This window comes from Methylorubrum sp. GM97 (assembly GCF_024347855.1).
GTDB classification, from domain to species: Bacteria; Pseudomonadota; Alphaproteobacteria; order Rhizobiales; family Beijerinckiaceae; genus Methylobacterium; species Methylobacterium extorquens.
The window spans coordinates 1388722-1407653 of record NZ_AP025942.1; the positions used below are offsets into that span (position 1 = coordinate 1388722).

An 18932-nucleotide genomic window follows, 5' to 3' on the forward strand; every position below is an offset into this window, starting at 1 on the left:
GAGCGGGGCCGCAACCATGAAGGGAAGAGCGTGACGATGACCCGATCGTGGACCGCCGCGCTTTTCACCGCGCTGATGCTCGCGCATCTGCCCGCCCCGACGCGGGCCGATCCGGCCCTCTCGCCCGCGGAGAGAAAGAGCCTGCCCGCCGAGGTCGTGACCTATCTGGATCGGCACATGGGCTGCAACCACTGGTCCGGAGAGGAGGCCTACGATGCGGCCCGCGGCCGGCAGATCGCCGCCGTCAAGACGCTGCGCTGCGACGCCATCGAGGCGGACGAGAAGCGGTTGCGGCAGCGCTACGGCCGCGATCCGGCGGTGCGGAAGGCGCTCGATGCGGCCGCGCATGCGGAGGGCTGATCCGGCTGGGACCGCCCCTCACCCGGCCGCACCGGAGGCGGCGCGCCGGTTGCGCACCAGCGAGAGGAGCGCCCCGACGATCGCCGCCGCGAGTGCGGCCATGATCACCGCGAGGGTGATCGTGCGGTTCCAGAGCCGGTCGAGGCCGAGATCGGTGGTGATGAGATCCGGGCGCGCCGGATCGGCCATCGGCCCGGCGCCGAAATCGCCGACATGCAGGCCGGCGAACACGTAGTTCACCCGACGTGTCACGGTGCCGGTGGGCCGGCGCAGGCTCAAGGTGAGGTCGCAGATATGGATCGCGATCTTGGAGCTGCACTTGCCGTCGCTGATCCGGGCCTCCGCCACCGGCTCGGCCGCCGCGCGGACCTGCCAGTCCGAGACCAGGGCCGGCGCGGTGTAGAGGGCGCAGGCCCCCAGCAGAGCGGCGAGCGCCACGACGCCGAACAGCACCCAGAAGGTGGCCATCCAGCCCTGGCCCTGGGGCGGCAGCCGCAAGGGTTCGGCGCGATCGGGCGATGCGGTCATGGAGCCTCGGCGCGTTGGGGGTCGGAGGAGGATCGCGGCGCACCGGCCGCGGTCTCGGCGAGGAGGCGCCGGGCCTGCGCGGCCATCTGGTAGCGGCCGATCAGCTCGGCGAAGTCCTGCGGCTTCATCCCGCGCGGCAGGCCGATCGGAAGCGTGACGATGCGGCGCTTCGCGTCGAGCTTGATCCCGTGCCGGCCGGGGCTGCGCTGCGGCCAGTCCGCCTCGGGCGGCAGCAGCAGGCGCGTAAGGATGCCCGTCTGGTTGAACGTCATGTCGAGGTCGGCGATGGCATCCCAGGGGATCGTCCGGTCGAGCCCCGGCGCCTTCAGCCCCTCGGGGCTGAGGATCAGCGTCACGGGCTCGCCCCGGCGCAGGATGAGGGCGCCGGCCCCGCCGAGGAGCGCGGCGAAGGCGAGCGCGATTGCGAGGACGACACTGTTATCCTTCGGGGAAATCCCCGGCACGCCGAACACCGTGATCGCGAGGGCGATGACGGCAAAGAGGCCGCCGCCCACCGCGAGCGCGATCCCGCGGGAGCGGTAGTTCGCGCGCAGCACCCGTTCCTCGGTGCCGACCTCCGCCGCCGTCGCTTCGAGATGGGCGCGGTACGCCGCGTCCTGCGCCCGCAGCGCGGCAAGGAAGTCGTCGGTCGCCGCCCGGCTGAGCCCGGCCGGGTCGGCGAAATAGGCGGCAAGCTGCCCGAGCGCCTGGGGCGGCGGCACGGCGCCGGCCGCGGCCAGGAGGTCCGCGTCGATGGTCCGCCCGAGGGCGGCGACGCGCTCGCGGGTCGGCGGGTGGGTATCGGTCGGGTGAGCCTGCTCCTCCTGCCAATGCGCCGCCGGGTCGTCGAGCCCCTGCGCGATCGCGCGGTCGAGGGCGGCGGCCACGAGGTCGGGCGGTGCGGCGTCGGGTGCGTCGGCGGCGGCCTGGAGCGTCTCGAAGATGCGCGGCCCCACCGCGCCGGTGCGCAGCAGCGCGCGGGCCGAGGCATCGATCGAGGTCACGCTCGCTCCCGCCGCGTCGGCCGCGAATTCCCGCGTCCGGCTCCAGTGGCGCACGGCGAGGTGGAAGCGCTCCATCACGAAGACGCCGAGGCGCAGCGACGGCCCGAGCAGCCCGAGCGATCCCTGATGGCCCTCGGCCACCGCATCGAGGGAGCGCTCGACGCCGGCATAGATCGGCAGGAAGCGCTGGCTGTAGGTGGTGTCGCCGCCGGCATAGTGGGCAAGTTCGTGGCCGATGATCGCCGCGACCTCGTCGCCCCGCATCAGGGCGAGATAGGGCAGCGGCAGGTAGAGGATCCGGCCGGTAACCCGCGCCCTGCCGGGCTCCAGCACCGCCGGACCGGCGCTGACGAAGAAGCCTTCGGTGAGCCCGACCACCACGGCCTCGGGCTTCAGGGCTCCAAGCCGCGCGGCAAGCCCTTCGAGGAGGCGCCACAGGCCCGGCGCCTGCTCGGGTGTCACCGTCCGGCCGATGATCGGCAGCGGATCGGGCTCGAAGGCGCCGAGCGCCCGGCGTAGGCCGAGCACCGTGCTGCCGGCCACGAAGACCACGGCCCCGACCGCGACGACGGCGATCGCTAGGAGCTTCAGCGCGCCGCCGTCGAAGCCGCCTTGGAGGAGAGCCGCCGCCTCGAAGGTCACGGCGGCGACGAAGCTCGCCGTCGCCGCCAGGATCTGGAGCGAGAGCGTCGCGGGAAACAGCCGGCGCATCAGCGAGAAGCCGCGCACCAGGGCATCGCGCGAAGCGCGGCCGAGGCGGCCCAGGACGGCGCCGGCGAGCAGCACGAGCAGGGAGAGCGCGGCGGCCAGCGCGCCGCCCGCGACGACGACCGGCGGCAGCACACGGCGCCAGTCCATGAGCCTGGCGAGGAACCCGGCCTCGTCGCGGGCCTCGCGCGCCTTGTCCAGGGCGAGCGGCCCGCCATAGGTCCGGCCCTCGTAGCGGAACTGAAGGCGGGGATCGAAGCGCCCGTCCCGCGGCGCCCGCGCCTCCATCTGCGTCACGAGGCCGGCCAGCCGTTGCTGTTCGGCCTCGAACGCGGCGTGATCGTCGGCGCCGCGCTGCACCTCCCACAGGCCAAGCAGCAGGAGAACGAGCGGCAGCAACACGGTGGCCGCGACGAGGCGTGCCAGGGCACGCGGACGCGAGCGCGCGGGCGAAGTCGTTGCTTCGGGGATGCTCGGCCTCCTGAAGCGCGGGCGGGCGACGGCAAGGCCCGCAGGCGCAAGGCTCGCAGGCGGATGAGCCGGACATGCGAAAAATGCCGGCCGACGACAGCGATGACGACTCCGCAGATGTCGTCAGTTCCAGGCTATTAAAGTTGTGCGCAAGACAGGAGAGGCCCGGATCGCTAGGATTTCTACCCTGCTGAGCCCATAGGTCAACCGAATGTTGTCCTGCCGGCGGAGGAGCCTCGACCCGGTGGGATCTCACGCCGGCCGGCGGGCGGATCAAGCTCGCAAGAGGCGCCGTGGCCGACCGTTACCGGTTGACCGTCAGTCGATCGCCGGGCTAGCCTCGCACCAGCAGAGTATTGCCATGGCGCAGCTCCGTCGAGGCATGGCCTCTTCCGGGCGCGCACCACGATCATAAGCCGGATAAAGAGCGCTGAGCGGCCCTTAAGTCAGCCCTTTCTCTTAGGAAAGGGGCAGAGATGGGCATGTGGCGCCGGGGCAATATCTTCATGCGCGCGATTTCGGCCGTTCCGCGGGAGGCTGCCGGCCGGCCGCTGCCGCATACCGTGCTCGCGCATAGCGCGTTGACCGGCCAGAGCCACCGCGTCGTCGATCCCGCCGCGCGGTTCGCCGGAGACGGCTGTTTCCACCTCGACCTGCGCGCCGACCGGGCGACGGCGAGGTCCGCCGCTGCCACATGGTTCCGGCCCGGATCGGCAACCTCTACGATCCGGATTTCGAGACGGCCCTGACGCCGCGGCCCTGCCCGCTGGCGCAGTGCCGCTGCCATCTCAGCTTCCGCGAGGGTTCGGGGCGGGGCTGCCGGAGTGGGCGCTTCCGCCCCCTTCGACGCCGCGGCGGGCACGCCCGGCCTCGCGGGAGGTCGGACGCGGATCGACACGCACTCTGCGTGACCGGACGAGGAGCCGCTCTCGGCGTCGTCTCGCCGAACGCGGACTTGCGGGTCGAAGTTCACGGCCCAACATACTGCCCTTCGGTGACCGGCTCCATCCATGTCACGGCCTTGCCGTCCAGGCGCTCTTGGATCGCGATGTGCGTCATCGCTGCGGTCGCCGTGGCCCCATGCCAGTGCTTCTCGTTCGGCTCGAACCAAACGACGTCGCCGGGCGCGATCTCCTCGATCGGGCCGCCTTCGCGCTGAACCCACCCACGCCCGAACGTGACGATCAACGTCTGGCCGAGCGGGTGCGTGTGCCACGCCGTCCGCGCGCCCGGCTCGAACGTCACGCTCGCCATCGCGACGCGGGCGGGGTCGGGCGCATTATGGAGTGGGTCGATCCGAACCGTGCCCGTGAACCACTCGGATGGTCCCGGGCCTGAAGCCTGGCTTCCGCTGCGCTTGATCTCCATTCGATCTCTCCTCTGTCGCTTCGGAAACGCCGCTCAGAGCGACCAGCCGCCGTCGACCGAAATCGACGCGCCGGTCACGAAGGCACCGAGATCCGAACACATCCAGAGGACGGCCTCGGCGATCTCCTCGGGTTTGCCCAGCCGCCCGACCGGCTCAAGGTCGATCGCCTTCTGGATGTCGCCGCCCGTGAAGCGCTCCATCATCGGCGTCTCGATGTTCCCGGGCAGAACGGCGTTCACCCGGATGTTCGCCTTCGCGTAGTCGAGGGCGGCCGATTTGGTGAGGCCGATCAGGGCGTGTTTCGAGGCGGCGTAGCTCGCCCCTCCCGCCACGCCCCTGATGCCCGCACCGGAGGAGGTGTTGACCACCACGCCACCGCCTTGGCGCAGCATCTGCGCGATCTCGTGCTTCATGCACACGAACGTGCCGCGCAGGTTGATGTCGAGGATCCGATCCCATTCGTCGAGGACGATCTCGTGGACGGGGGCAGCCTTGTTCTCGACGCCCGCGTTGTTGAAGGCGCAGTCAAGGCGGCCGAACCGTTCGACGGTCCTGGCGACCGCAGCCTCGACGTCCTCCGGCAGCGACACATCGCACCGGATCGCGATCACCTCGCCGCCATTCCCCTCGATCTCGGCGCGAAGGCGTTCCAGAGCCTCCTCCGTGCGGTCCGTGATCGCGACCTGTGCACCCTCCCTTGCGAATGCGATGGCGGCGGCGCGGCCGATGCCGCTGGCCGCGCCCGTGATGAATGCAACCTTCCCGTTGAAACGGCCCATGTCTCGATCTCTCGGCTGATGTTCCTGAGGAGCCTGACGTAGACATCGGGCGAGCCGCCGATCAGGCGTTTGTCCCTCAATGGAACGATGAGCAGAGTTCATCGTCGGACGTGCAGCCGCTACAATCCGAGCGGCTTCACCTCTCGGATCAGATCGGTGAGAAGCCGCAATCCGGTCGGGAGTTGGCGACGTCCGGGATAGTAGATGTGGAAGCCGGGCCCGATTGGCCCCCAATCCGCCAGCACGACGCGAAGCTCGCCGCGGGCGACCGAGGGTTCGACACAGGGCTGGGGAAGATAGGCGAGCCCGCCTCCTGCCAAGGCAAGAGACAGCCCAAACTGCGTGTTGTCGATCGTCACCGCACCGGGAACGTCGAGCGCGATCTGCTCGTCCGCTCTCTCGAACTCCCAGCGGTAGAGACGATCGTCGCCCAAGCGGATGCGCAGGCATCGGTGAGCCGCGAGGTCGCGCGGATGGTCAGGGGTCCCCTGCCGATCGAGATAGGTGGGAGCGCCAACGACCACCCAGCGCAGATCCGCAGACAGGCGCTGCGCCACCATATCCTGAGGGACCGTTCCGCCATATCGGATGCCGGCATCGGCTCCAGCGTCCACGACGTCGAGCAGATCGTTGGACACCCGGACGTCGATCTCGACCTGCGGGTGGCGCGCGTGGAAGAGGGGCAGCACGGGGGCGAGCAGCAACGTGCTTGCATGTTCGAGCACGTTGAGGCGGATCCGCCCGGTCGCCGCCGTCGGGTCTCGGTGCTGGTCGAGCACGTCGAGCGCGGAGCCGATCGCCGCGAATGGGGCGTCGAGCGAAGCGAGCAGATCTTCCCCTGCTGCGGTGAGGGTCACACTGCGGCTGGTGCGGTTGATGAGGCGAACGCCAAGGCGCGCCTCCATCGCCTTGAGCGCGTGGCTGAGCGCGGAGGCGCTGACGCCAAGCTCCAAGCCCGCCCGCCGGAAGCTGCGGTGGCGCGCGATGGCGAGGAAGGTCCCGAGGTCGGCCAATTCGGTTCGATTGATCCGCATCGGGGCAATGGAGTGTCTGCCCGCGGGAAAGCAATCCGTATCGGTCTCATGACCGCTTCCGGCCGGTGGCGGAACGCTCGCTTCGAGGCGGAAGGCCACGTGCTGCCGCCCCACCCTCAGCAGCCCTCAGCCGGATCAAGCCAATGGGGTTTCAGCCCTCGGGATCGCCGCCGTCAGGTGGGGAGGCCGAGGGCGGAACGGGCCTGCGCCGGGGTCGCGACGCGGCGGCCGTGCCGGGTCACCGCCGCGACCGCGAGGCCGACCAGTTCCGCGTTGCTGGACGCCAGCCGCTCCCGCGTGATCCGGATGTTGTCCTCCAGCCCGGTGCGGACCGCATCCGCCCCGCGGGCGAGCGCCCACTCGATCACGCGGGCCTGCTCGCGCCCGATCCCGGCGGCGGTCCAGGTCGCCTGCGGCAGCAGGCGGCGCAGCTCCCCGAGCAGGAGGTCGAGCAGGTGCTCCTGCGCCGGCAGCGCGTTCTGGACGCCCATGACGAACTGCACGTGCGGATGCGCATCCATCAGCCCGGCCTCGACGAGACGCTTGGCCCCGTACAGGTGCGAGAGATCGAAGATCTCGATCTCCGGCCGCACGCCGTAACGCTGCATCTGGCCGGCGAGGTCGGTCACCAGGGTGGTGTGGTTCTCGTAGACGATGGTCGGGAAGTTGACCGAGCCGGTCGAGAGCGAGGCCATGTCGGGCCGGTGCTGCAGTGAGAGGCCGCGGCTCGCCGGGTCGCGGCCGCGCCCGCCGGTCGAGAACTGGACGATCATGCCGGGGCAGTGCTTGCGCAGGCCCGCCTGCACGGCGGCGAACTTTTCCGGATCGGACGAGGGGGTCTCGTCGTCGTTGCGCACGTGGATATGGGCCAGCGCCGCGCCGGCCTCGAAGGCGGCCTGGGTCGATTCGATCTGCTCGGAGACCGTGATCGGCACGGCCGGATTGTCGCGTTTGCGCGGCACCGAGCCGGTGATCGCGACCGCGACGACGACGGGGGGCTGGCCGGTCATGCTGGTCTCAAGCCTCGCAGATGGGCGCGGCCGGCCGCACGTCGGCACGGCGCGGGCCCCCTCGACCCGCCTTGCGCTGGATCAAGGCACCCGTACCGGCCGGCGGCAAGGATGCCCTCACGAAGGATGGCCCCACCGAGCGGAGGGGGACGCCCCGGGAGGCGAGCATGGCTTACGCGAACATCCTGGTCTCGGTCGACCTCGACGAGGCCGCCGCCGACCGCATCCGGCTTGCGGCCTCTCTCGCGCGGCGCTTCGAGGCGACGCTCACGGGGGCGGCCGCCTGCAAGGTGCCGGCGCCGGATTACGTGCGCGATATCGGCGAGATCTACGACGAGGACCCACATTTCGAGGAGAAGGCGCGCGCCCTGCTCGCACAGGCGCACGCCCTGTTCGAGCGATCCACCGAAGCCCCTCTGCGCCGCGACTGGCGCGAGGCCCTGGCGGGTCCGATCTCCCATCTCGTCGAGCAGGCGCGGGCGGCCGACCTCCTCGTGGTGGGACGCCGCGGCTCGGACGACATCCCGCTCGGCACCCTCGGCGTGTCGCCCGGCCCCGTCCTGATGGAGGCCGCCCGTCCGGTCCTCGTGGTGCCCCCGCGCATCGAGCACCTTCGGGGCGCCCGGATCGTCGTGGCCTGGAAGGACGGCTCGGAGGCGCGCCGGGCCGTCTCGTCCGCGCTGCCCTTCATCCGCGAGGCGGATCAGGTCTTCGTCGTCAGCACCGGCGAGGGGGCCCGCAACGAGGGCGCGGAGGATGTCGCCGGCCATCTCGCCCGCCACGGCGCCGCCGTCACGACCCACTTGCTGCGTACCGTCGTGAGCGACGGCGACGAACTCCTGCGCTTCGCCGTCAAACAGCAGGCCGACCTCATCGTGATGGGCGCCTACGGCCATACCCGCCTGCGCGAGTGGCTGTTCGGCGGCGTCACCTACGAGATGCTGCACCGCAGCCCCCTCCCCTGCCTGATGTGTCACTGATGCGTATCGCGACCACCCTCCGGATCCTGACCGTCCTGCTGATCGCCTGGCCGGCCGCCGCCCGAGCGCTCGATCCCAGCGCCCAGCGCGGCGAGACCATCGCGCGCACGAACTGCGCCCGCTGCCACGCGATCGGCCGCGTCGGCGCGAGCCCCTTGGCGGACGCACCGCCGTTCCGCGAGCTGCACCGCCGCTACCCGGTGACGGATCTGGCCGAGGCGTTGGCCGAGGGCATCACCACGGGGCACCCGACGATGCCGGAATTCCGGCTCGATCCCGACCAAGCGCAGGCCCTGATCTCCTACCTTCAGACCCTCGAACGGTGAGGCGCCCAGCCGAAGTCCGGCCGATCCCTTCGGGAGAGCGGCGTTCGGCTTCCGCTTCGATCAGGGCTCCCGCCTCAGCTCGCCGCGATGCGTTCGAGCCGGGCAAGGTCCAGCAGGCGCACGCCGCCGGGCACGATCAGAAGCGCCTTCTCCCGGTCGAGTCGGGTCAGCATCCGGCTCACCGTCTCGATGGTGAGACCGAGATGGTCGGCCATGTCCTGCCGGCCCATCGGCAGCTCGACGGTGATGGAATCGCGCCCGATGCCGGCGTAGCGGGTGCGCAGGCCGAGCAGGAAGCTCGCCACCTTCTCCTCGGCGGTGCGGCGGCCCAGCAGCATCATGTGATCCTGTGCCAGCGTCAGCTCATGGCCGGCCCGCTCGTAGAGGCGTTGCAGCAGGTGCGGCGTCCGCGCGACGAGGCCGGCGAAGGCACGCTTCTCGAACCGGCAGAGCGTCGTCGGTGACAGCGCCTCGGCCGTGACGGTGAAGCGCTCGGGCAGAGCGAGGCCGAGGAAATCGCCGACCATGGCGAAACCCATCACCTGCCGTCGCCCGTCCGGCAGAAGCCGCGACAGGCGCAAGGCCCCCTCGGTGACGTTGTAGACGGCGCCCGCCCGGTCCTCCTGCTGGAACAGGGCTTGGCGCGGATCGAGATGGACGGGCTGGCTCAGCGCCTCCAAGCCGGCGAGTTCCTCGCTCGTGAGCGCCGCGCAGACGCTGACGAGGCGGACCTTGCACGCGGCGCAGCCCCTCTCCGAGCGGTCGTGCGCGCAAGCCGGCTCGACTGGGATCGGCTCGACACCGGCGCTGTCGCCAGAGCTTTGCATCGCAAGCCTCCCGTCCCGCATCCCGCCCCAGATGACTCAATAGCCTGCCTCCGCACGACCTGTGAAGTCGAAACCGGGCAGGGCCGAAGCGAGCGGATAATGGAGGCCGACCGAGGAGGCGCATTACGGCGGTGCGGGCGGTGTCTTCCCACTGAGTGATTTCTTCCGCGGCCGCATCTTTATTCTGATCTTTTCAGAATTCTTGATCGGAACGGATGCCGTGAAGGGATCCAGGCCGATTCTCGCGATGGCGACAGCTTCGAGAGAGGGGCGCATGGCTGCCTCGACGGCGCCTGACCGCGCAAACCGGCCGGCACAGAGCCTCGCCGCGGCCCGACGCTCGGCGACTCGGCGGAGGTCAAGGTGGACCCCGGCGTTCGGCTTGGGCTTGCCTCAATCCAGCCCGAGCGAGACCCGGCGCCCGGGCAGCCTGAGATCCGGGCGGTGGCTCGTCAGCACGACGATGCGGTCATGCCAGTTCGCGAGCAGGCGCCCGAGGATGCGCGCGGCCTGATCGTCGCCGAGATGCTCGGCCGGCTCGTCGAGGAGGAGGACGGGGGCCGGGCTCAGCCAAGCGCGGGCGAGGTTGAGGCGCTGCGCTTCGCCCAGCGAAAGGCCGCCCTCGGCGATCCAGGCGTCGAGGCCGCCGGCCGCGCGGATGCGGGCGTCGAGTTCGACGGCTTCCAGCGCCGCCCACAAAGCCGCGTCGGAGGCGCCGGGCGCGAACAGGTTCTCGCGCACGGTATCGGACAGGATCGCGGCATCGTGCAGGCTCAGATGCGTCAGCGCCCGCCGCTCCGCCGCCGGCCGCACCGTCCCGCCGAGCCGGATCGTCTCGCCGGGCCGCTCCGCGCTCCAGCCGGCGAGCGCCTTCAGCAGGGTGGTCTTGCCGCAGCCGCTAGCGCCGACGAGGGTCAGCGGTGTGCCGGGCACGATGGCCAGCTCCGGCGCCGGGCCGAGATCGCGCCCGTCCGGCGCCCGCAAGCGCAGGCCGTGCAGGGTCAGGGCGCCAAGGGCCGGACCGGGCCGGGGGTCCGGTTCCGCGGCGCTACCATCCTCCACCGCGAGGGATTGGCGGGCGAGACGGGCGCGGACGGAGCCGAGCAGCGCCCGCGGCAGGGACAGGATCGGCTCCGCGAGGGCGAGCCAGGTGAAGGCCAGGAAGGCGGCGGGCAGAAGTCCGGTACTGCGGGCACCCGCGCTCCAGGCCGCGAGCAGCACGGCCAGGGCGAGGGCGGGACCGGCCAGCGCCAGCACGGCCTCGAGCCGGGCGAGCGCCCGCTTTCCGCAGGCGGCCTCGCGTTCGGCATCGCGCAGGGGATCGAGGGCGATCCGCAAGGCCGCGCCGCGCCCCCCCTCGGCGTCGAGGGCACCGCGCCCGCCAAAGCCGCTCCGAGATCGGCCGCGGCGGTGCGCCGTGCGCGGCGGACCCACGCCTCAATGGCCGCGAGCCGCGTCAGCGCCTGGCGGGCCACTAGGCCACCGGCCAGCGCGAGCACTGCGGCGGGAAGGAGCGCGAGCGGTGCCACGAGGGCCGTGGCGAGCACGAGACCGGCAAGCGCCGCGCTCGTCATGGCGAGGGGAAAGCCGACGCGCAGCCGGGCGTAGTCGATGTCGGCCACGTCGTCGATGAAGTCGGCGAGCCGCTCCGGGCGTCCGAGCTGCCAGCCGGCGCCGCGGCTCTCCGGCGCCCGCGCCAGGGCCGCGAACAGGCCGGCGCGGCGGCGGATCTGATCGCTCAGCGCCGCGCGGTGGCCCGCCATGCGCTCGCCGTAGCGGGCGCCCGTACGCAGCAGCGCGAACAGCCGCACGAGCGCGGCGGGATGGTGGAAGTTGAAGGCGAAGGCCGCCGGCCCGGCGCCGGCCAGGGCCACCGCCGCCAGGAAGCTCACGGCGGTGCCGGCGAGCGCGAGGTTTGCCGCGAGCGCCAAAGCCGCGAGGGCGAAGGCGAGGGTCCAAGCTTGGGACGTTTCGGCGCGGCCGGGACCGGGGGGCGTCGTATCGGAGCGGGTGCGCATCACGCGGCCTGCCTCTCGGAAAGGGTGGGCCTCAGGCCGATGCGCCGGTCGGCGAGCGCCGCCAGCGCGGGATCGTGGGTCGCCACGATGACGAGGCGGGTGCGGGCGGCGCAGGCCAGGGCTTGGCGCACCCGCGCGGCGTTGGCGGGATCGAGCTTGGCGGTCGGCTCGTCACAAAAGGCGGTGCCCGGCCGCAACAGCAGGCGCGCGACGGCGACCCGGACCCGCTGGCCGCCGGAGAGGTTTTCGGCGCCCGCCAGTACCGCGGCGTCGAGGCCACCGGGCCAGTGCGGATCGTCGCTCAGGCCGAGCGACGCGGCCGCCGCCGCCACGGCCTCGGGCGTCGCGGTCGTGCCATCCGCGATCGCGGCGGCGAGCGTGCCGGCCGGGATCGGCGTGTCGAGGGAGACCCAGGTCGCCGGAAGGTTCGGCCCGGGCAGGCGAAAAGCCCCGGCAAGCGGCGCTTCGACACTCGCGAGCACCCGCAGCAGGGTCGATTTGCCGGCCCCGCTCGGCCCGGTCACGGCGACGAGCCCCGTCTCCGGCAGATCGAAATCGGCGACGGACCCGGCATGGGGCAGGACGAGGCCGCGGGCGCCCGCCGCCGGAACCACGCCGCGTTCGGGCCTCGTCTCGGCCTCTTCCGAAAACACCCAGGCGAGCGCCTCGGCGGCGGCCTCGCCCTCGGCCTTGGCATGGTAGAGCTCGGCGTAGCGGCGGAACGGCAAAAAATATTCGGGGGCGAGCAGCAGGATCAGCAGGCTCTGCCACAGCGCCAGATGCGCAAAACCCGGAATCTCGGCGAGGCCGAGATGGCCGAGCCCGAGAAACACCGCCAGGATGGCGATGGCGAGCGAGGCGAAGAAGTCGAGCACGCCCGCGTTCAGAAAGGCCACCGCCAGCACGCCCATGGTGCCGTCGGCATAGGCCTGGAGCCGCCGGTCGAGCTTGGCCGTCTCGCGCGGCAGGCCGTAGGCGGCGAGGATCGTCGGCAGCGTCCGCACCCGGTCGGCGAACTGGGTGGCGAGGCGCCCGAGCGCCGCCTCCTGGGCCGTGGCCCGGTCGCGGATCAGGCCGCCGACGAGGGCGAAGAACACGATCATCACCGGTGTGGCGAGGAGCAGCGCCAGAGCCGCCTGCCACGAGACGACGGCGACCGCCCCCGCCGTCAGCACCGGCCCGAGCCCCATCATCCGCCGCGCCGCGGCGTGGCCGACGACGAGGCGGGCGAGCGCGCCGGGATGCCGCTGCAATCCGGCGATCACAGCCCCGCGCGGCAGGTCGGCGGCGGCGCGGGCCGGCATCGCGGCAAGCCGCGCCTCGGCGGCATCGATCAGCGCGACGGCGACCTCCGCCTCCAGGGCGGCGCTTCGCGTCTCGATCAGGCTCCCGAGCCCGGCGCCCGCGAGAAGGCAGGCCCCGGCAAGGCCGAGCGCGAGCCCGTCGAGCCCGCCCGTCTCGATCAGCGCGCCCGCGAGCCGCGCCAGCGCCACGGCCTGCCCGAGCGTCGCGACGCAGCGCAGGACCTGGAGTCCGTGGAGGCGCGACAGGCCGGCCCGCGCCACCCCGCGGGCGAGGGCGAGCGCCGCCGGCTCGAGGGCAGCGCGGCCGGATCGGGCGCGGGGGGATGGTCGGGTCATGCCGCCTTGTGCGGCGGGGGCGGCGAAAGCGGCTTTGATCTGCGTCAAGGATCGCCAAGCGCGGCGGCGCGACAGGCAGCGTCGGACAAGGAGCCTCCCATGACCGATCCGCTGCTCGTCGATCTGTCGCGCCTGCAATTCGCGCTGACGGCGATGTACCACTTTCTGTTCGTGCCGCTGACGCTCGGACTTTCGATCCTCGTCGCCATGATGGAGACGGTCTACGTCATGACGCGCCGCAAGATCTGGCGCGACATGACCAAGTTCTGGGGTCTCCTGTTCGGGATCAACTTCGCGCTGGGCGTCGCCACCGGCCTGACCATGGAGTTCCAGTTCGGAATGAACTGGGCCTACTACTCGCACTATGTCGGCGACGTGTTCGGGGCCCCGCTCGCCATCGAGGGCCTGATGGCCTTCTTCCTCGAGGCGACCTTCGTCGGGCTGTTCTTCTTCGGCTGGGACAAGCTCTCGGCCCTCGCCCACTGCGTCGTCACGTGGCTGATGGCGCTCGGCACCAACTTTTCCGCGCTCTGGATCCTAATCGCCAACGGCTGGATGCAGAACCCGGTCGGCTCCCTGTTCAACCCCGACACGATGCGCATGGAGGTGACCGACTTTGCCGCCGTGATCTTCAATCCGGTGGCGCAGGCGAAGTTCGTCCACACGGTCTCGGCCGGCTATGTCTGCGGCGCGGTGTTCGTGCTCGGCGTCTCGGCATTCTACATCCTGCGCGGGCGGCATCTCGAACTGGCCAAGCGCTCCTTTGCCATCGCGGCGGCCTTTGGCCTCGCCTCGGCGCTGAGCGTCGTCGTGCTCGGCGACGAGAGCGGCTACGCCGTCACCGACCACCAGAAGATGAAGCTCGCCGCCATGGAGGCGATGTGGCACACCGAGCCCGCTCCGGCCGCCTTCACGGCGATCGGCGTCCCGGATCTGGAGAACCGCACCACCCGCTACGCGCTCCACATCCCCTATGCGATGGGCCTGATCGGCACCCGCTCGCTGACGACCGAGATCCCCGGCATCACCGAACTGGTCGGGCACGCCAAGGACCGCATCCGCAACGGGTTCGTCGCCTACGCCGCGCTGGAGCGGATCAAGGCCGACCGCACGGATGAAGCGGCCCGCACCGAGTTCGCCCGGACGCAACAGGATCTCGGCTACGCGCAGCTCCTCAAGCCACTGATCGGCGATCCGCTGAAGGCGACAGACGCGGATATCGACCGGGCGGCGTGGTCCACCGTGCCGCACGTGCCCTCGCTGTTCTTCACCTTCCGGGCAATGGTGGCCTGCGGCTTCCTGCTGATCGCCCTGTTCGGGGCGGCGCTCTGGTACACCGCCCGCGAGGCCGAGGCGCCGCGCTGGCTGTTCCGGGCCGCGCTCTTCGCCCTGCCGCTGCCCTGGATCGCGATCGAGTTCGGCTGGTTCGTCGCCGAGTTCGGCCGCCAGCCCTGGATCATCGAGGGCGTGCTGCCGACCGCGCTCGCCACCTCCGAACTCGGCATCCCCTCGCTCCTCATCACCATCGCCGGCTTCACCCTCGTCTACGGCGTGCTCGCGGTGATCGAGGTGCAGCTGATGCTGCGCGCCATCGCCAAGGGGCCCGAGACCCTGGCCGAGGACCCGGCCGCCCTCTTCCCCGGCGCCGGCGCGAACCGGAACGCCGCCGGCCTCGTCGCCGCCGAATAGCCCCTCCCCCTTCGCCGGCCGACCCCGTCGTCGCGCCGGCCCCTCCCCGAGGAGTTCCCCTCCATGCTCGCCCTTCTCTCGGACTACGAAAGCTTACGCCTGATCTGGTGGGTGCTGCTCGGCGTGCTGCTGATCGGCTTTGCCGTCACCGACGGCTTCGATCTCGGCGTCGGCGCCCTGCTGCCCTTCGTCGGCCGCACCGATGTCGAGCGCCGGGTGGCGATCCACACCGTCTCCGCCACATGGGAAGGCAACCAGGTCTGGCTGGTGCTCGGCGGCGGCGCGATCTTCGCCGCGTGGCCGGCGCTCTACGCGCTGAGCTTCTCCGGCTTCTACCTCGCCATGTTCCTCGTGCTGTTCGCCCTCATCCTGCGGCCGGTGGCGTTCAAGTACCGCTCCAAGCGGGCGAGCGCGGCTTGGCGCTCCCGCTGGGATTGGGCTTTGTTCGTCGGCGGCGCGGTGCCGGCGCTGATCTTCGGCGTCGCCGTCGGCAACGTGCTTCAGGGCGTGCCCTTCCACTTCACGGGCGACCTTCGCCCGATCTACGGGGGCAGCCTGCTGGGCCTGCTCAACCCGCTGGCGCTGCTCTGCGGCCTCGTCTCGCTGGTGATGCTGGTGGCGCACGGCGCCGCGTGGCTCGCCTTCAAGGCCGAGGGGGCGGTGGCCGAGCGCGCCCGCGCCATCGGGCTCAAGGCCGCGCTCGCCACCGCCGCCCTGTTCACCCTCGGCGGCCTCCTGATCTGGGCCGGCGCCTTCGGCGGCTACCGGGTGGTGAGCCCGCTCCCTGGCGACGGCCCGTCCAACCCGCTGACCAAGGCGGTCGTGGCGGATGCCGGCGCGTGGCTCGCCAACTTTCGGGCCCATCCGGCGCTCGCCCTGGTGCCGCTCCTCGGCATCGTCGGCCCGCTGCTGGCGGCTTTGGGCTTCCGCGCTCGGCACGAGGGGCTGACTTTCCTCGCCTCCAGCCTCGGCATCGCCTGCATCATCGCCACCGTCGGCCTGTCGATGTTCCCGGTCATCCTGCCCTCGAACACGCATCCGGGCCACGCGCTGACCGTGTTCGACGCCTCCTCCAGCCGGGCGACCCTGCGCAACATGCTGATCGCGACGGTGATCTTCCTGCCGATCATCCTCGCCTACACCGCCTGGGTCTACCGGGTGCTGTGGGGCAAAGTCTCGGATCGCGACATCACCGCCCCCGGCTCGGCCGCCTACTGACGCTCCCGGCCCCGGCGCCGCCGGGGCCGGCTTTCCTGGCCCCCTGCCCTCGCATCAGGACGCACGACGATGTGGTACTTCGCCTGGATCCTTGGCCTCGGACTGGCCGCCGCGGTCGGCGTGCTCAACGCCCTCTGGTACGAGCTGCGCGCCGTGCGCGAGACGCCGCCCGAGGTCACGCCGCCGCTGCCGACGCCGTGAACCCATGATCGAGGCGCCGTCTTCAAGCCACCGGCCTCACCCGCAGATCAGATCGATGTCGTGCCGGCTGAAGCGCTCGGCGAAGGGCTCGGGCGGCGGCCGGTCGGTCACCACGGTGAGCGGCGCGGCCAGATCGAAGGTCTGGAGGTTGGCCTGGCGCCCGAACTTGCGGGAATCGGCGAGCAGCACCGCCCGCCGAGTCTGGCCCCGCAGCGCCTGACGCAGGACGGATTCGTGGTCTTCGTAGTCCATCCAGCCCTGCGCGAGGTCGCAGGCGGCGATGCCCATGATCGCGAGGTCGAAGAAGTGGCGCCGGGCGTAGTCCACGGTGTCGTAGCCGACCAGCGCGTTGTCGTTCGGGCGTAGCCGGCCCGGCGTCAGGTTTACCCGGGCCGGGCTGTCGGCCAGCAGCAGCGCGAGGTCGATCGAGTTCGTCGTCACCGTGAGCTTGCGGGTGGTGAGCCGCCGGGCCAGGGCCAGCGTGGTGGTGCCGGTGTCGATGAAGATCGACATCCCGTCCTCCACCAGCCCCTCGGCGAGCGCGGCGACGCGGCCCTTCTCGCGGCTGTTGAGCCCGCTGCGCTCGGTGAGCGGGCGCTCCTGATCGAGGCGCGGCCGCACGGCGCCGCCGTGGATGCGCCGCAGCAGCCCGCGCTCCTCCAGCATCTTCAGGTCGCGCCGGATCGTCTCGTCGGAGACCGCGAGGGTGGCGGCGATGCTGGTGACGCCGACGCGCCCCGTCTGCGCGAGCTGCGAGAGAATTTCCTCGTGGCGATGATCGGTCAGCATCCCGGCCCTGTCCCCTTTGAGACCAGGATAGCGCCGCGGACACAGAACGGTCGCGCACAATTTCCACGACGTGCACAGGGCACGATAACCACAGGGTGCAAGCGCAGACAGCAAGCCTGCCCGACCCCGTGGGAGCCGGGCAGGCCTGTGTTCCGATTGCGAAAAATCAGGCGTCGAGGGCCGGAGCGCGGCGGTGATGCGTCGCCTGCTCGTAGGCGTAGGCGTAGGCGAGCAGGTCACCCTCGCTCCACATCCGGCCGACGAAGATCAGGTTGAACGGCGAGCCGGAGGCATAGGCGCCCGCCGGCAGCGTCACCCCCGGCAGGCCGGCGATGTTGATCTCGCAGACCGTGGTTTCGAGCAGCGTGCCCGGGCCGTGCAGCGGCGGCAGCTCGGCCCGCATCTGCGGGAAGACCAGGGCGTCGAGCCCGTGCTCCGCCATCACCCGGTCGAACAAAGCGAGATAGGCCTCGCGGGCGGCGAGGAAGTCGGAGAGGTCGGGCGGGCTCGCCGGGTCGGCGAGGCAGGGAGCGAGCCCGGGCAGGTTGGTGATCGGGTGCAGCACGCCGCCGGGCGCGAAGGCGTCCTCGGCCTTGGTGGCTTCGGCAAAGGCGGCAAAGCTGCGGATCGCCACGTCCGGCCCCATCCGCTCCAGATAGAGCTGGAGGTCGTAGGGCGCGGATTCGAAACCGCGGGCGTCGAAGTAGACGAGGCCCGGCGTCGGCTCGGCGATGGCGGCAAAGCCCGTGCCGGCGAAGGGGTCGGCCACCAGGGTGGCGCCGGCCGCCTCCAATTCCTTCTGCGTACGTGCATAGAGGGCGCTCGCTTCCTCCGAGAGCGGCAGGTCGCGCCAGCCGGGCCCGTAGAGGCCGAGGCGCTTGCCCGCCAGCGCGCCCGTATCGAGCCCCGCCGCGTAGCCCGCTTCCGGGCGCTTGCCGATGCCGGCCACGGTTTTGGGGTCGGCCGAGGAATAGCCGGCGAGCGCGTCGAGGGTGAGCGCGGCGTCGCGCACGCAGCGGGCGATCGGCCCGACCACATCGCGGGTGCTGCCGGCCAGCGGCATCACGCCGGCATTCGGCACGAGACCGAAGCTCGGCTTGATGCCGACCAAGCCCTGCGCCGAGGCCGGGTTCTGGATCGAGCCGCCGGTCTCCTCGGCGAGTCCGAGGATGGCGAGGCTGGCGGCCACCGCCGTGGCGGTGCCGGCGCTGGAGCCGCCGGGGATGCGGTCGGGTGCCGCCGGGTTGAGGGTGGGGCCGGCCCAGGAATCGTTGGCGTGGCTGCCGGTATGGCTGAGCACCGGCACGTTGGTCTTGCCGAGGATGACGCAGCCGGCCTCGCGCATCCGTGCCGTCACCGGCGCGTCGGTGGCCGGGATCAGGTCGACGCCGCCGGCCTCGGCGCTGAGGAAGTGCCAGCCGCCGGTGCTCGGCAGGCCGGCCATGTCCATCGTGTCCTTGATGACGACGGGCACCCCGGCGAGCGGCCCCAGCTCTTCGCCGGCCGCGCGGCGGGCATCGATGGCGCGGGCGTCATCGAGTGCCTGCGGATTCATCACGATGAGCGCCTTGTAGCGCGGGTTGTAGGTCTCGATCCGCGCCAGGAAGGCTTCGGCCAGCGCCTCCGCGGTGACGCTGCCCTCGGCAAAGGCACGCTGGCAATCCTCGACCGTCATCTCGATCAGTCGCTCCGCCAGCGCATCCTCGGTCATCTCGGGGGCGACGGCGACGGAAAGGGCCATTGCGTTCATCTCGATCTCGCGCTCCGCATCCTTGAAGACGGCGAGGCCGATTCCGTCCCGTTGGAATCGCTCACGCGGGCCTTCCGCGTGGGGGCAACGCGGAGGCTCACGTGCTCGCCGTCACCGGCCCTCACGACCGGCGGACACGTCCTAGCAACGCCTATGCCACAAAAACCACAAAACCCTCGAAAGGTGGTCGGGCGACATCGCCTCCGATTCGAGGAGGCTGCCGGTGTGCCG

The 18932-nt window shown here is 71.5% G+C and carries 16 protein-coding genes and 1 pseudogene; 6 read left to right on the top strand and 11 right to left on the bottom strand.

What is annotated here, in order from left to right:
• Window positions 1–36: 36 nt before the first annotated feature.
• Window positions 37–360 carry a hypothetical protein gene (locus MSPGM_RS06535; RefSeq protein ID WP_003602782.1) on the top strand — a complete coding sequence of 108 codons (324 nt, stop codon included), beginning with the start codon at window positions 37–39 and terminating at the stop codon, window positions 358–360.
• A gap of 18 nt (window positions 361–378) precedes the next feature.
• Here MSPGM_RS06535 and MSPGM_RS06540 read toward each other — a convergent pair whose 3' ends face one another.
• The 6 genes from MSPGM_RS06540 to MSPGM_RS06565 all read right to left on the bottom strand — a co-directional run bounded on the left by MSPGM_RS06540 (window position 379) and on the right by MSPGM_RS06565 (window position 7263).
• Window positions 379–888 carry a hypothetical protein gene (locus MSPGM_RS06540; RefSeq protein ID WP_003602785.1) on the bottom strand — a complete coding sequence of 170 codons (510 nt, stop codon included), beginning with the start codon at window positions 886–888 and terminating at the stop codon, window positions 379–381.
• Complete coding sequence (locus MSPGM_RS06545) at window positions 885–3002, bottom strand: M48 family metallopeptidase (RefSeq protein ID WP_012752352.1); 2118 nt, start codon at window positions 3000–3002, stop codon at window positions 885–887. The genes MSPGM_RS06540 and MSPGM_RS06545 overlap by 4 nt, the downstream gene beginning before the upstream one ends.
• A 1038-nt stretch (window positions 3003–4040) precedes the next feature.
• Window positions 4041–4439, bottom strand: a complete 399-nt coding sequence (locus MSPGM_RS06550) for a cupin domain-containing protein (RefSeq protein ID WP_003605512.1) — start codon at window positions 4437–4439, stop codon at window positions 4041–4043.
• Window positions 4440–4472: 33 nt separating this feature from the next.
• Window positions 4473–5219 carry an SDR family NAD(P)-dependent oxidoreductase gene (locus tag MSPGM_RS06555; RefSeq protein ID WP_003605511.1) on the bottom strand — a complete coding sequence of 249 codons (747 nt, stop codon included), beginning with the start codon at window positions 5217–5219 and terminating at the stop codon, window positions 4473–4475.
• A 119-nt stretch (window positions 5220–5338) separates the two neighbouring features.
• Window positions 5339–6253 carry a LysR family transcriptional regulator gene (locus tag MSPGM_RS06560; protein ID WP_012752354.1) on the bottom strand — a complete coding sequence of 305 codons (915 nt, stop codon included), beginning with the start codon at window positions 6251–6253 and terminating at the stop codon, window positions 5339–5341.
• Between the two features lie 173 nt (window positions 6254–6426).
• A complete protein-coding gene (locus tag MSPGM_RS06565) occupies window positions 6427–7263 on the bottom strand; it encodes a 3-keto-5-aminohexanoate cleavage protein (protein WP_003605509.1) in 837 nt (278 codons plus the stop codon).
• Window positions 7264–7430: 167 nt separating this feature from the next.
• On the opposite strand from MSPGM_RS06565, the gene MSPGM_RS06570 reads away from it, so the two are divergent.
• Both MSPGM_RS06570 and MSPGM_RS06575 read left to right on the top strand, forming a co-directional pair.
• Window positions 7431–8243 (top strand): universal stress protein, encoded by an 813-nt coding sequence (locus tag MSPGM_RS06570; RefSeq protein ID WP_003605508.1) that lies wholly within the window; start codon window positions 7431–7433, stop codon window positions 8241–8243.
• Window positions 8243–8569, top strand: coding sequence for a c-type cytochrome (locus tag MSPGM_RS06575; protein WP_003605507.1), 327 nt, complete (start codon window positions 8243–8245; stop codon window positions 8567–8569). The genes MSPGM_RS06570 and MSPGM_RS06575 overlap by 1 nt, the downstream gene beginning before the upstream one ends.
• A 74-nt stretch (window positions 8570–8643) precedes the next feature.
• On the opposite strand, the gene MSPGM_RS06580 is transcribed toward MSPGM_RS06575, so the two are convergent.
• From MSPGM_RS06580 to MSPGM_RS06590, 3 genes and pseudogenes are all read right to left on the bottom strand, one after another.
• Window positions 8644–9396, bottom strand: coding sequence for a Crp/Fnr family transcriptional regulator (locus MSPGM_RS06580; protein WP_003605506.1), 753 nt, complete (start codon window positions 9394–9396; stop codon window positions 8644–8646).
• A 393-nt stretch (window positions 9397–9789) separates the two neighbouring features.
• Window positions 9790–11414, bottom strand: a pseudogene (locus MSPGM_RS06585) (ATP-binding cassette domain-containing protein).
• The gene (locus tag MSPGM_RS06590; protein ID WP_012752356.1) at window positions 11414–13054 is read right to left on the bottom strand and encodes an ATP-binding cassette domain-containing protein; all 1641 of its coding nucleotides are present in this window, start codon (window positions 13052–13054) and stop codon (window positions 11414–11416) included. The pseudogene MSPGM_RS06585 and the gene MSPGM_RS06590 overlap by 1 nt, the downstream one beginning before the upstream one ends.
• A 99-nt stretch (window positions 13055–13153) precedes the next feature.
• On the opposite strand from MSPGM_RS06590, the gene MSPGM_RS06595 reads away from it, so the two are divergent.
• From MSPGM_RS06595 to cydX, 3 genes are all read left to right on the top strand, one after another.
• Window positions 13154–14743 carry a cytochrome ubiquinol oxidase subunit I gene (locus MSPGM_RS06595; RefSeq protein WP_003606085.1) on the top strand — a complete coding sequence of 530 codons (1590 nt, stop codon included), beginning with the start codon at window positions 13154–13156 and terminating at the stop codon, window positions 14741–14743.
• A 63-nt stretch (window positions 14744–14806) separates the two neighbouring features.
• A complete protein-coding gene (gene cydB, locus MSPGM_RS06600; protein WP_003606083.1) occupies window positions 14807–15961 on the top strand; it encodes a cytochrome d ubiquinol oxidase subunit II in 1155 nt (384 codons plus the stop codon).
• Between the two features lie 69 nt (window positions 15962–16030).
• Window positions 16031–16162: a cytochrome bd-I oxidase subunit CydX gene (gene cydX, locus MSPGM_RS06605; protein WP_003606082.1), complete on the top strand. Its 132-nt coding sequence runs from the start codon at window positions 16031–16033 to the stop codon at window positions 16160–16162.
• Window positions 16163–16198: 36 nt separating this feature from the next.
• Here cydX and MSPGM_RS06610 read toward each other — a convergent pair whose 3' ends face one another.
• Complete coding sequence (locus MSPGM_RS06610; protein ID WP_003606080.1) at window positions 16199–16951, bottom strand: DeoR/GlpR family DNA-binding transcription regulator; 753 nt, start codon at window positions 16949–16951, stop codon at window positions 16199–16201.
• Window positions 16952–17117: 166 nt separating this feature from the next.
• Window positions 17118–18701, bottom strand: coding sequence for an amidase (locus MSPGM_RS06615; protein WP_043765927.1), 1584 nt, complete (start codon window positions 18699–18701; stop codon window positions 17118–17120).
• Window positions 18702–18932 lie beyond the last annotated feature (231 nt).